12 protein-coding genes are annotated in these 12,033 nt (G+C 70.6%); 2 read left to right on the top strand and 10 right to left on the bottom strand.

What is annotated here, in order from left to right:
• Positions 1-234 precede the first annotated feature (234 nt).
• Positions 235-489: a DUF3073 domain-containing protein gene (locus OHA99_RS19710; protein WP_153179072.1), complete on the top strand. Its 255-nt coding sequence runs from the start codon at positions 235-237 to the stop codon at positions 487-489.
• A gap of 87 nt (positions 490-576) precedes the next feature.
• Here the strand turns inward: OHA99_RS19710 and purM are convergent, their stop codons facing one another.
• From purM to OHA99_RS19675, 7 genes are all read right to left on the bottom strand, one after another.
• A complete protein-coding gene (purM, locus tag OHA99_RS19705) occupies positions 577-1,644 on the bottom strand; it encodes a phosphoribosylformylglycinamidine cyclo-ligase (protein WP_366472942.1) in 1,068 nt (355 codons plus the stop codon).
• Between the two features lie 78 nt (positions 1,645-1,722).
• Positions 1,723-3,249 carry an amidophosphoribosyltransferase gene (purF, locus tag OHA99_RS19700; RefSeq protein WP_153179070.1) on the bottom strand — a complete coding sequence of 509 codons (1,527 nt, stop codon included), beginning with the start codon at positions 3,247-3,249 and terminating at the stop codon, positions 1,723-1,725.
• Positions 3,250-3,311: 62 nt separating this feature from the next.
• Positions 3,312-4,163 carry an META domain-containing protein gene (locus OHA99_RS19695; protein ID WP_405696980.1) on the bottom strand — a complete coding sequence of 284 codons (852 nt, stop codon included), beginning with the start codon at positions 4,161-4,163 and terminating at the stop codon, positions 3,312-3,314.
• 77 nt (positions 4,164-4,240) lie between these two features.
• Complete coding sequence (locus tag OHA99_RS19690; RefSeq protein WP_405696977.1) at positions 4,241-5,038, bottom strand: sterol carrier family protein; 798 nt, start codon at positions 5,036-5,038, stop codon at positions 4,241-4,243.
• 26 nt (positions 5,039-5,064) lie between these two features.
• On the bottom strand, positions 5,065-6,300 hold the full coding sequence (locus tag OHA99_RS19685; protein ID WP_366472941.1) for a hypothetical protein: 1,236 nt from the start codon (positions 6,298-6,300) through the stop codon (positions 5,065-5,067).
• 63 nt (positions 6,301-6,363) lie between these two features.
• The gene (locus tag OHA99_RS19680; RefSeq protein WP_405696975.1) at positions 6,364-7,212 is read right to left on the bottom strand and encodes a M23 family metallopeptidase; all 849 of its coding nucleotides are present in this window, start codon (positions 7,210-7,212) and stop codon (positions 6,364-6,366) included.
• 41 nt (positions 7,213-7,253) lie between these two features.
• Positions 7,254-7,739, bottom strand: coding sequence for a helix-turn-helix transcriptional regulator (locus OHA99_RS19675; protein WP_153179065.1), 486 nt, complete (start codon positions 7,737-7,739; stop codon positions 7,254-7,256).
• A 137-nt stretch (positions 7,740-7,876) separates the two neighbouring features.
• Between OHA99_RS19675 and OHA99_RS19670 the strand changes: the two genes are divergently transcribed.
• Entirely contained in the window at positions 7,877-8,452 is a 576-nt protein-coding gene (locus OHA99_RS19670) for a Uma2 family endonuclease (RefSeq protein ID WP_405696973.1), read from the top strand.
• A 63-nt stretch (positions 8,453-8,515) separates the two neighbouring features.
• Here OHA99_RS19670 and purL read toward each other — a convergent pair whose 3' ends face one another.
• Genes purL through purS form a run of 3 tightly spaced genes read right to left on the bottom strand, consistent with a single transcriptional unit; the run spans position 8,516 to position 11,720 of the window.
• Positions 8,516-10,774 (bottom strand): phosphoribosylformylglycinamidine synthase subunit PurL, encoded by a 2,259-nt coding sequence (gene purL, locus OHA99_RS19665; protein ID WP_405696971.1) that lies wholly within the window; start codon positions 10,772-10,774, stop codon positions 8,516-8,518.
• Complete coding sequence (gene purQ, locus OHA99_RS19660; RefSeq protein ID WP_007451317.1) at positions 10,771-11,451, bottom strand: phosphoribosylformylglycinamidine synthase subunit PurQ; 681 nt, start codon at positions 11,449-11,451, stop codon at positions 10,771-10,773. The genes purL and purQ overlap by 4 nt, the downstream gene beginning before the upstream one ends.
• Entirely contained in the window at positions 11,448-11,720 is a 273-nt protein-coding gene (gene purS, locus OHA99_RS19655; protein WP_003974895.1) for a phosphoribosylformylglycinamidine synthase subunit PurS, read from the bottom strand. The genes purQ and purS overlap by 4 nt, the downstream gene beginning before the upstream one ends.
• Between the last annotated feature and the right edge of the window lie 313 nt (positions 11,721-12,033).

The following is a 12,033-nucleotide window of genomic DNA, read 5'->3' as shown; positions in this document are numbered from 1 at the left end:
ATCCCGGCGGGTCGACCGCCGAAAGGTGGTTAAAATCGCGGTTGACCAGCGAGGACGGGGCGCCTCGACGGTCCTGGGCAGGGCCACGTGCTGCGGGCGACGTACCGTATGGGCGTGGGCTCAGGTACCGTGGAAGCCCTACGGACCGGTCTCTCTGCGGAGAGCCCGTTCCGGACCATGAACGCGTGTCAAGACTCTGGGGCCGTCGAGCCCCGTCGTTGAGGGGGTCGAGCCATGGGGCGCGGCCGGGCCAAGGCCAAGCAGACGAAGGTCGCCCGCCAGCTGAAGTACAACAGCGGTGGGACTGATCTCTCCCGCCTGGCCGAGGAGCTGGGCGCATCGCCGTCGAATGCACAACCGCCGAATGGCGAGCATTTCGAGGACGATGAGCAGGACGATGACGTGTACGCGAAGTACGCCGACCTCTATGAGGACGACGACGAGGACGAGGACGGCCAGTCCCCGTCCCAACAGCGACGCGGCGCTTGACCTTGCACTGAACACCTTCCCGGTCGGTGACTTCTGTCACCGACCGGGTTCTGTGCTACCCACGTCATCCGCCGCACCCGCGGTGCCTCAGGCGGCGTAGTCGCCGACGAGCTCGGCGCCCGTCGTGTGCTCGCCGCGGTCGGTGATCTCGCCGGCCACCCAGGCGTCCACGCCGCGGTCGGCGAGGGTCGTCAGGGCCACGTCCGCCGACTCCTCGGGCACGATCGCGATCATGCCCACGCCCATGTTGAGGGTCTTCTCCAGCTCCAGGCGCTCGACGTCGCCGGTCCGGCCGACGAGGTCGAAGATCGCGCCCGGGGCCCAGGTGGACCGGTCGACCACGGCGTGCAGACCGTCGGGGATCACCCGGGCCAGGTTGGCCGCGAGCCCGCCGCCGGTGACGTGGCTGAAGGCGTGGACCTCGGCGGTGCGCATGAGGGCCAGGCAGTCCAGGGAGTAGATCTTGGTCGGCTCGAGCAGCTCCTCGCCGAGGGTGCGGCCGAGACCGTCCAGGTGGGCGTCGAGCGCCAGGCCGCCCTCGTTCAGCAGGACGTGGCGGACCAGCGAGTACCCGTTCGAGTGAAGCCCGGAGGACGCCATGGCGATCACCGCGTCACCCGTACGGATGCGATCCGGGCCGAGCAGCCGGTCGGCCTCCACGACGCCCGTACCGGCGCCGGCGACGTCGAAGTCGTCCTCGCCCAGCAGGCCGGGGTGTTCGGCCGTCTCGCCGCCCACCAGGGCGCACCCGGCCAGCACGCAGCCTTCGGCGATGCCCTTGACGATGGCGGCGACCCGCTCGGGGTGGACCTTGCCGACGCAGATGTAGTCGGTCATGAAGAGCGGCTCGGCCCCGCACACCACGATGTCGTCCATGACCATCGCGACCAGGTCGTGGCCGATGCTGTCGTACACGCCGAGCCGGCGGGCGATGTCGACCTTGGTGCCGACGCCGTCGGTGGCGGAGGCGAGCAGCGGGCGCTCGTAGTTCTTGAGGGCGGAGGCGTCGAAGAGGCCGGCGAAGCCGCCGAGGCCGCCGAGGACCTCGGGGCGCCGCGTCTTCTTGACCCATTCCTTCATGAGCTCGACGGCGCGGTCGCCCGCCTCGATGTCGACGCCGGCGGCTGCGTAGCTGGCACCAGTTGTGTCAGGCATGACGATGAGAACCTTCGTGTCGTTCGGCGGGGAGGCCGGGGACCATGGGAAGCCGGCGGAAGCCGGGGATACGGACGGCTACGGGCGACGGATGGCGTCGGCGGCGGCCGTACCGGCGGGCCCGGCGGCCAGCTCGGTCTCCAGGAGCTGCTTGCCGAGCAGCTCGGGGTCGGGGAGCTCCATCGGGTACTCGCCGTCGAAGCAGGCGCGGCACAGGTTCGGCTTGGCGATGGTGGTCGCCTCGATCATGCCGTCGATGGAGATGTACGCCAGGGAGTCGGCTCCCATCGAGGTGCCGATCTCCTCGACGCTCATGCCGTTGGCGATGAGCTCGGCGCGGGTGGCGAAGTCGATGCCGAAGAAGCAGGGCCACTTCACGGGCGGGGACGAGATCCGGATGTGGATCTCGGCGGCGCCGGCCTCGCGGAGCATGCGGACCAGGGCCCGCTGCGTGTTGCCGCGGACGATGGAGTCGTCGACGACGACCAGCCGCTTGCCCTTGATGACTTCCTTCAAGGGGTTCAGCTTGAGGCGGATGCCCAGCTGTCGGATGGTCTGCGAGGGCTGGATGAAGGTCCGGCCGACGTAGGCGTTCTTCACCAGACCGTTGCCGAAGGGGATGCCGGAGGCCTCGGCGTACCCGATCGCGGCGGGGGTGCCGGATTCCGGGGTCGCTATGACGAGGTCGGCCTCGGCGGGGGCCTCCTTCGCCAGCCTGCGGCCCATCTCGACGCGCGAGAGGTAGACGTTCCGGCCGGCGATGTCGGTGTCCGGGCGGGCCAGGTAGACGTACTCGAAGACACAGCCCTTGGGCTTCGCTTCCGCGAATCGCGACGTTCGCAGGCCGTTCTCGTCGATGGCGACGAACTCGCCCGGCTCGATCTCCCGGACGAAGCTGGCACCGCAGATGTCGAGGGCGGCGGACTCGGACGCGACCACCCAGCCGCGCTCGAGACGGCCGAGGACCAGCGGGCGGATGCCCTGCGGGTCGCGAGCCGCGTAGAGGGTGTGCTCGTCCATGAAGACGAGGGAGAAGGCGCCGCGCACCTGGGGCAGCACCTGGCCGGCCGCCTCCTCGACGGTCAGCGGCTTGCCGTCCTCGTCGACCTGACCCGCGAGCAGGGCCGTGATCAGGTCGGTGTCGTTGGTCGCCGCGACGCGGGTGGAGCGGCCGTCCTGCTTGGGCAGGCCGGCGACCAGCTCGGCGAGCTGGGCGGTGTTGACCAGGTTGCCGTTGTGCCCGAGCGCGAGGGAACCCTGCGCGGTGGCACGGAACGTCGGCTGGGCGTTCTCCCACACGGAGGCACCGGTGGTCGAGTAGCGGGCGTGACCGACCGCGATGTGACCCTGGAGCGAACCGAGCGAGGTCTCGTCGAAGACCTGGGACACCAGGCCCATGTCCTTGAAGACGAGGATCTGGGAGCCGTTGCTGACCGCGATTCCCGCGGATTCCTGGCCCCGATGCTGGAGGGCGTACAGCCCGAAGTACGTGAGCTTTGCGACCTCTTCGCCCGGAGCCCAGACACCGAAGACGCCGCAAGCGTCCTGGGGGCCCTTCTCGCCGGGAAGCAGATCGTGATTGAGTCGACCGTCACCACGTGGCACGCCTCCGAGTGTAGGCGAGGTCGACCACTGGTCCGAATTGGGTACGAGGGCTCACGCATGGATCACTGTGCGGCGGCGGCCCGGACCGTGACGCCGTCTTCGCTGGTCAGCGTGAGGGTTTGCTGATCGATCCGATAGGTGACCTTGCTGTCGAAAAGGCCAAGGAGCCGCTTCTCGGCGTCCATGAGTGAGCCTTCGCACATCATTCGGGTGGTGGACGGGGCGCCGAGGGTGATACGTCCGTCGCTGACGGTGGCCGCCGCGTTGACGCGATTGCAGGGGAGCCGTCCGGAGACGGTCTCGGCGTCCTGGTCGAAGGTGAGGACGGCGCGGCCCTTCTCGCCCTTCTGCCCCGGGGTGTCCACGACCCACTCCGTCCCGTGCAGGGACACGTCCTCGGACCTGCTGAGCCGCACGGTGTCGCCGTCGGCGGTGGTGAGGGTGAGGCGTTCCCCCTCGCCCTTCGTGGTGAGCGGGCCGGTGGTGAGGGCGCGGCCGAGGGACTTCTCGAAGCCGGCGGGGGTCTTGGCGCAGGCCTTCTCGGTGAACATGGCGTCGCTGAGCCGGACACGCCGGCCGTCTCCGTCGCCGTCGCCCTCGTCCTGGACGTCGGCGCGGGCGCTGAAGCTGTTGCAGCCGGTGCTGCCCGCGGCCCGGCCGCCGTCGTCGATGCGTACGTGTGCCGTGTCCGGCGCCCGGTGGGTGGTGCCGTCGACGGTGACGCTGTCGATGCTCCACCGGACGCCGGTGACGCGCTGTCCGCCCGCGCCCACACGGTCGCTGCCGGCGTCGTCGGCCTGCTCACTGCCGCAGGCCGCGGCGAGCGGAACAAGCGCGGCGACGGCCGCCACGGTCAAGGTCATGCTGCGCTGCTGCTTCTTCCTGGACTCGTACTTCCTCTTCTGCCTGTACATGCCGATTCGACGGGGACGGGGAAGATCCGGTTCCGTCCGCTCTCCGCTCGGCTCGGTTCCTCGGCTCGGCTTCTCCCTCAGCGCAGCAGCGGCAGCAGGGCGTCGAGGTCGGCCCGCTCCCCGCTCGCGCTCACCTTCGCCCCGTCCAGGGCGTCCTTCCAGGCCAGTCGTCCGGTGGCCAGCCGGACCCAGGTCAGCGGGTCGGTCTCGACGACGTTGGGCGGGGTGCCGCGCGTGTGCCTGGGCCCCTCCACGCACTGCACGACGGCGTACGGCGGAATCCGCACCTCCGTCGAACCGCCGGGCGCCTTCACGGCGAGCGCGTCCGCCAGCAGCCGGGTCGCGGCGGCCAGCGCCTGCCGGTCGTACGGCACGTCGAGGCCGGGGACGGCGGCGTTCAGGTCGTCGGTGTGCACGACCAACTCGACGGTGCGGGTGACGACGTAGTCGGCCAGCGGCAGGGCGCCCGCGCTGGTGGCCAGCAGCCTGCTCCCGGGGTGGGTGTCGAGCCGCTCGGTGAAGCGCCGCTCGACCTCGGCGAGGTGGGCGTCGAGGTCGGGGTGCTCGGCGGCGAGCCGGCGGGCCGTCCCGGCGATGGCGTCCGCGTCGGCGGCGATGGCGAACGGCCAGTCGAGCAGCCGCCCGTCCTGCCGCGCGGGTTCGGGCTCGCCCAGCAGCCGGTCCACCGCGGTGAACGCCGTCCCGACGTGCGCGACCAGCTCCCGCACGGTCCAGTCCCCGAGCCGCGTGGGCAGCGCCAGCTGCTCGGGCGTGAGGGCGCGGACGGCCGCCCGTACGGTGCCGAACTGGGCGAGGACGGCGGTGCGGGTGCGGACGGGGTCGTAGGCGCGGGGGCGCTTTCTGGCGGGCGGCATGGCGGTGAGCCTAGCCAGTGCGTTCCCTAGGGGGTGCCCCAGTCGGCGCGGAACGTGGAGTGGCCGGGGAGGACGACGTCCGTGCAGTGGCGGCGGATGGTGACGTCGTCGACGTAGGCGCGGAAGAGGTCCTCCATCCGGGAGGCCACCAGCCTGGCGTAGCTGGGGCGGCCGACGGTCATGGTGTGGACCTGGGGGCGGCCGTCGCAGACGGAGGAGGCCCACCAGACCGGGTCCGTGGCGCTGCGGCCCGCCTTCCCGGGGACCGCCGGTTCCGAGATCTCGCCGTCGTCGGTGCTGGTGAGGCCGATGTTCTCGGCGACCGGGCCGGCGTAGGTGTGGAGGGAGACGAACCACTCGCCCGGTGTGTCCGGGCTGTTGAGCCAGTCGTGCGAGTCGGCCTCCTCCGCATACACCCTGTCGGCGCGGCCGAAGTCCAGCACGAGGCCGCAGCTCTCGTGCCACGCCAAGCCGTCCGTACGGCTCTCGACGACCTCGTCCGGGTACGGCGACCGGTCGGCGAGGCCCGTCTTCCCGTACCAGGCGCAGGTTCCCTCCGCCCGCTCCGCCGGGACGGGCCCCGCGGTCAGGGCGGGCACCTCGTCGGGGGCGTCCGGCAGGCGCTCGGCGCAGCCGAGCCGGTCGGCGAGGTTGTTGGCGGTTTCCACGGCCGTCTCGGCGAGGACGGCGCGGTCGTGGCCGCTCACCTGGCCGCCACGCCGTGGCATGAGCTCGGCCCGCGCCCACAGGGCCCGCACGGATTCGTCCTCCGCCGTTCCTTCCTCGCACGGCAGCTGCACGGTGACCGAGGAGTCGGTGACGCGGCCGGCGATGTCGCCGCCCAGGGGCTGCGGTGGGTAGGTGGTCCGGCTGCGGATGCCGAGCGGGCCCTTCATCGGTGCGTCCGCGATCAGGGGTTGGCCGTCCGGCAGGACGCCCATCTGGCCGGTGAAGAACCAGCGGATGCCGGTGCTGGTACCGGCCCGTTCACCCGCCTCCGTGCTGTAGAGCTCGCAGTCGTGCGGGATCCCGGTGTCCGGGTCGAAGCTGTCCTCGTCGAGGACGCGGTGTGTGATGGTGCCGCCCGCTTCGGAGAGGTCCAGCACCCGGCCCGCCGGGACGAGTCCCCCGCAGGCCGCGTCGATCTGCCGGTGGTTGTTCCACACCATCCAGATCTCCCGGCCGCTCCAGCCGATGGCCACCACTGCGGCCAGGCACAGCACGACGTTGACCGTCTTGCGCACCCCGTCCGGTATCCGCACCGCTCCCCCGTTCCCCCGGCGGCTCCCGTGGGCGCCGCGATCACGGACGAAGCTAACAGGTGCCTAGTCGGGAGAGCCGGGGGAGGCAGGCGCCGCTGCCACCACGTCGAACACCTCACCGTTGCGCGGGACGCCGATGCCGTGCCAGGTGAAGGGGACGCCCCGCGCGGTGTCCGGGTCGGGCCCGTCCATCAGCTGGAAGTGGACGTGCGGCTCGGTGGAGTTGCCGGTGTTGCCGCACCGGGCGAGGACCTGGCCGGCGCGGACGCGGTCGCCCTCGCGGACGGTGAAGGAACCGCGCTGGATGTGGGCGTACAGGGCGTGGGTGCCGTCGCCGAGGTCGAGGATCAGGTGGTTGCCGACGATGCGGCGGACGCCGGTCATCTCCCGCACCGAGCCCTCGACGACCATCAGGTACAGCAACGCGGGCAGCGACGTGCGGCTCAGGTGGTCTCGCTGGCCGTCGTCGGCCCGTACGACCGTGCCGTCGGCCACCGCGAGGAGCGGGGCGCCGAACGCCGGGAAGTCGCGTGGGCGCCGGGCGACCGGCCACAGGGCGCGGAAGCCGGGGCGGGCGCCGGGCTCCGGTTCGGCGACGAGGTCGATGGCGAAGGTCTGCCCGTAGGCGTGGAGGCCGTGGCTCGGGGTGCGGTCGGCCGGGCTGTTCAGCGCGGACCAGCGGCCGGTGACGGGCGGGGCGACCTCGACGGGCTCGCGGGACCTGCCGGGCGCGTCGGGGGCGCCGCCGTTCCACCGGTTGACCACGGTGATCAGGACGTAGGCGAGGACCAGCGGCAGGAAGACGCACCACCACGGAATCCCCGGGTCGAAGAGGACGCCGAGGGCCACCAGGGCCAGGAAGGCGAGTTGCAGCAGCCGGAAGGTGATCATGGCGAGCTTGCGTGCGGACATCGTTCGTTCCCCCTTGCCGGTGTGGGACCTGACGGTCCCTTTCAGTTCCGCGCGGTCGACAGCGCCACCAACAGCGGGACGACCCGCCCCGGGGGCACCTCGTGGCGGCCCCGGCCGGTGGTGTGCAGCCAGCCGGCGCCGGTGAGCTGGCGCAGGTGGTGGTAGATCTGCCCGGTCGTGCCCATCCCGTCCAGCTCGGCCAGCTCGGCCGCGGTGCGCCGACCGCCGATGACCTCCCGCAGCAGCCGCAGCCGCACGGGGTGCCCGAGCGCGGCGAACACCTCGGCGGACTCGGCCCAGTCGGCGTCCAGCAGTCCTTCGGTGAGCGCGCCGTGCTGCCAGGCGTAGTGCTCCCCGGTCGGCAGGCGTACCGAGCCGGTGAAGAGGACACCTCCGGCCTCCGCCCCCAGCTCGGTGAGTTGTTCCTTCAGGCCTTCCAAGGCCCAGAAGTCGCCCTCCCCTGGACCGCCGGGGGCGGGCCGGTCGGCGGCCTCCAGGGCGGCGAGGCGCCGCTCGAGGTCGGCCACGCGTTGTTCCAGTTGCTCCACCTCTTCAAATTACGTAAGTACGTAAATTCACGCAACCCTGGAGGTCGAGTCATCCGTACATGTCCACGTTCGAGCAAGTCGCTCGCGCGGCGCCGGTAGCCGAGCACCATGGCGGAATGGCCGAACACAAGCCTCAGATGTCGGTGGAAGACTTCGAAACGCTCGCCTCCGGAGCCCCCGAGACGGTCACCCTCGAGTTCATCCACGGACGCTTCGGGGTCAAAAAGGCGAGGCACGGGGATCACGGCACCGTCATGTCCTGGTTGACCAAACGCTGTATGCGGGCTCGTCCCGATCTGGATCTGTGCGGTAGCCAGGGCCTCCGGGTCGACGCGGGCGGGCACAGCAGGGCGCGCCCCGACGCCGTACTCACACCGGAGGCCCACTTCGCTGGACACGGGGCATGGGCCGACCCGGACGGCGCTCTCATGGTCGTCGAGGTCACCTCCTACGACCCGGACACCGACCGACGGAAACGGCACGAGAAGCCGGCCGCGTACGGGCAGGCGGGGATCCCGCTGTACCTGCTGATCGACCGGGACAGCTGCACAGTCACGGTGCACAGCGGACCGGACCGGCAGGTCGGCGGCTACCGGGACGCCCGCGTCACGAAGTTCGGCGAGACGTTGGTGCTCCCCGACCCCGTCGGCATCGAACTCGACACGGAGATCCTCAAGAACTACGTGCGTTGAAACGACGAGGTCCCGCCCGGAGCCAACCGGACGGGACCTCAGACGTTCAGGGAGCTGCGACCACTACGCCAGCAGCCCCGGGATCGTCTCCTCGTGGGCCTCGCGCAGGTCGGTCAGGGGGAGGGTGAACTCGCCCTGGACCTCGACCGCGTCGCCGTCGACCACGCCGATGCGGGTGACCGGCAGGCCGCGGGCGCCGCACATGTCGTTGAAGCGGACCTCCTCCGAGCGCGGGACGGCGACGACCGCACGGCCCGCCGACTCCGAGAAGAGGAAGGTGAAGGCGTCGAGCCCGTCCGGTACGACCAGACGCGCGCCCTTGCCGCCCAGCAGCGCCGACTCGACGACCGCCTGGACCAGACCGCCGTCGGACAGGTCGTGCGCGGAGTCGATCATGCCGTCGCGGGAGGCGGAGATCAGGATCTCGCCCAGCAGGCGCTCGCGCTCCAGGTCGACCTTCGGGGGCAGGCCGCCGAGGTGGTCGTGGATCACCTGGGACCAGGCCGAGCCGCCGAACTCCTCACGGGTGTCGCCCAGCAGGTACAGCAGCTGGCCGTCCTCCTGGAAGGCGACCGGCGTGCGGCGGGCCACGTCGTCGATGACGCCGAGGACCGCGACCACCGGGGTGGGGTGGATGGCGGCCTCGCCGGTCTGGTTGTAGAGCGAGACGTTGCCGCCGGTCACCGGGGTGCCGAGCTGCTGGCAGCCGTCGGCCAGGCCGCGCACGGCCTCCGCGAACTGCCACATGACCGCCGGGTCCTCCGGCGAGCCGAAGTTCAGGCAGTCGGAGACGGCGAGCGGCTTCGCGCCCGTCGTCGCCACGTTGCGGTAGGCCTCCGCCAGCGCCAGCTGCGCGCCCGTGTACGGGTCGAGCTTGGCGTAGCGGCCGTTGCCGTCGGTGGCGATGGCGACGCCGAGGCCGGACTCCTCGTCCACGCGGATCATGCCCGAGTCCTCGGGCTGCGCCAGGACGGTGTTGCCCTGCACGAAGTGGTCGTACTGCTGGGTGATCCACTGCTTGGACGCCTGGTTGGGCGAGCCGACCAGCTTGAGGACCTGGGCCTTCAGGTCGTCGGACGTTCCCGGCCGGGGCAGCTTGTTCGCGTCGTCGGCCTGGAGGGCGTCCTGCCAGTCGGGGCGGGCGTAGGGACGCTCGTAGACCGGGCCGTCGTGGGCGACGGTGCGCGGATCGACGTCGACGATCTTGCCGCCGTGCCAGAAGATCTCGAGGCGGTCGCCGTCGGTGACCTCACCGATCACCGTGGCGATGACGTCCCACTTCTCGCAGATCTCCAGGAAGCGGTCGACCTTCTCCGGCTCCACGACCGCGCACATGCGCTCCTGCGACTCGCTCATGAGGATTTCCTCGGGCGAGAGGGTCGAGTCGCGCAGCGGAACGTCGTCCAGGGTGACGCGCATGCCGCCCGAGCCGTTCGACGCCAGTTCGCTGGTCGCGCAGGACAGGCCCGCCGCTCCCAGGTCCTGGATGCCGACGACCAGCTTCTCGGCGAACGCCTCCAGGGTGCACTCGATGAGGAGCTTCTCCTGGAAGGGGTCGCCGACCTGGACGGCGGGGCGCTTGGAGGGCTTGGCGTCGTCGAAGGTCTCGCTCGCCAGGATCGACGCGCCGCCGATGCCGTCGCCGCCGGTGCGGGCGCCGTACAGGATGACCTTGTTGCCCGCGCCGGACGCCTTCGCGAGGTGGATGTCCTCGTGCCGCATGACGCCGATGGCACCGGCGTTGACCAGCGGGTTGCCCTGGTAGCAGGCGTCGAAGACGACCTCGCCGCCGATGTTGGGCAGGCCCAGGCAGTTGCCGTAGCCGCCGATGCCGGCGACGACGCCCGGGAGGACGCGCTTGGTGTCGGGGTGGTCGGCGGCGCCGAAGCGCAGGGGGTCCACGACGGCGACCGGCCGCGCGCCCATCGCGATGATGTCGCGGACGATGCCGCCGACGCCCGTGGCCGCGCCCTGGTAGGGCTCCACGTAGGAGGGGTGGTTGTGCGACTCGACCTTGAAGGTGACCGCGTAGCCCTGGCCGACGTCGACGACACCGGCGTTCTCGCCGATGCCGACGAGCATCGCGTCGGACTCCGGGGCCTTCTCGCCGAACTGGCGCAGGTGCACCTTGCTGCTCTTGTACGAGCAGTGCTCGGACCACATGACGGAGTACATGGCCAGCTCCGCCCCGGTGGGGCGGCGGCCGAGGATCTCCACGACCCTCTCGTACTCGTCCTTCTTCAGGCCCAGCTCGGCCCAGGGCAGCTCGACGTCGGGGGTCGCGGTCGCGTGCTCGACCGTGTCCAGAGGCGTCCGGCTCATGCGTTGACCAGCTTCTTGAGGATCGAGGTGAAGAACGGCAGGCCGTCGGTACGGCCCGTACCGATCAGCGACTCGACGGCGTGCTCGGGGTGCGGCATGAGGCCGACGACGTTCCCGGCGGCGTTGGTGATGCCGGCGATGTCGTTGAGCGAGCCGTTGGGGTTCACGTCCAGGTAGCGGAAGGCGACGCGGCCCTCCGCCTCCAGCTCGTCCAGCGTGCGCCGGTCGGCGACGTAGCGGCCGTCCATGTTCTTCAGCGGGATGTGGATCTCCTGGCCGGCGGTGTAGTCGCTGGTCCAGGCGGTGCCCGCGTTCTCCACCCGCAGCTTCTGGTCGCGGCAGATGAAGTGCAGGTGGTCGTTGCCCAGCATGCCGCCGGGCAGCAGGTGCGCCTCGGTGAGGATCTGGAAGCCGTTGCAGATGCCCAGCACCGGCAGGCCGGCCTTCGCCTGCTCGATGACGGTGTCCATCACCGGCGAGAAGCGCGCGATGGCGCCGGCGCGCAGATAATCGCCGTACGAGAATCCGCCGCACAGCACCACGGCGTCGACCTGCTTGAGGTCCTTGTCCTTGTGCCAGAGAGCGACGGGCTCGGCGCCGGCGACGCGGATCGCGCGCTGCGTGTCCCGGTCGTCGAGGCTGCCGGGGAAAGTGACGACGCCAATACGAGCGGTCACTTCGCGGCCCCCGCGACCACGTCTTCGGACTCGACCTTGACGGTGAAGTCCTCGATCACGGTGTTGGCGAGGAAGGATTCCGCAAGATCATGGATGCGGGCGAGGGCGGCGTCGTCGACCGGCCCGTCCACTTCCAGTTCGAATCGCTTTCCCTGACGGACGTCCGAGATCCCTTCGAAACCCAGTCGCGGCAGTGCGCGCTGCACCGCCTGGCCCTGGGGGTCGAGGATCTCCGGCTTGAGCATGACGTCGACTACGACGCGTGCCACTGGCACTCCCGGTGTGTGGTGCTGAGCAGGTTCCTTCAGACTACCCGTACAAAATTTCTACGCGCGTAGCCTTGGAGGAAACTACGTGAGCCCAGTCACGATTCGGCATCGGGAGGGGGCGGTCACGAAAAGCTTCGGGAAAGATCCCGGATCGGGCGCGGACACCTATTGCGCGAGGGACACGCGGGCAGATTTAGTCGGTCTTCCCATTGCAATGCCGGGCACTGTACAAATGAAATGTCATTAGCCGATACTTTGCCCAATTACAGGCGAACAGTCGGCATCATCGCGGCGTCTTGGCACGTTCGGGCAC

Origin of the sequence: Streptomyces coelicoflavus (genome assembly GCF_045041415.1) — a bacterium.
GTDB lineage: Bacteria > Actinomycetota > Actinomycetes > Streptomycetales > Streptomycetaceae > Streptomyces > Streptomyces coelicoflavus.
The sequence above is the reverse complement of the archived record's forward strand: the minus strand, read 5'-3'. Positions and strand labels throughout refer to the sequence as shown.

Coding starts and splice junctions, on each gene's coding strand:
- purL (WP_405696971.1), bottom strand. CDS start 10,774: ATGAGCCGGACGCCTCTGGACACGGTCGAGCACGCGACCGCGACCCCC.
- OHA99_RS19670 (WP_405696973.1), top strand. CDS start 7,877: ATGGCCGAACACAAGCCTCAGATGTCGGTGGAAGACTTCGAAACGCTC.
- OHA99_RS19695 (WP_405696980.1), bottom strand. CDS start 4,163: ATGTACAGGCAGAAGAGGAAGTACGAGTCCAGGAAGAAGCAGCAGCGC.
- purM (WP_366472942.1), bottom strand. CDS start 1,644: ATGCCTGACACAACTGGTGCCAGCTACGCAGCCGCCGGCGTCGACATC.
- OHA99_RS19710 (WP_153179072.1), top strand. CDS start 235: ATGGGGCGCGGCCGGGCCAAGGCCAAGCAGACGAAGGTCGCCCGCCAG.
- OHA99_RS19680 (WP_405696975.1), bottom strand. CDS start 7,212: ATGTCCGCACGCAAGCTCGCCATGATCACCTTCCGGCTGCTGCAACTC.
- OHA99_RS19690 (WP_405696977.1), bottom strand. CDS start 5,038: ATGCCGCCCGCCAGAAAGCGCCCCCGCGCCTACGACCCCGTCCGCACC.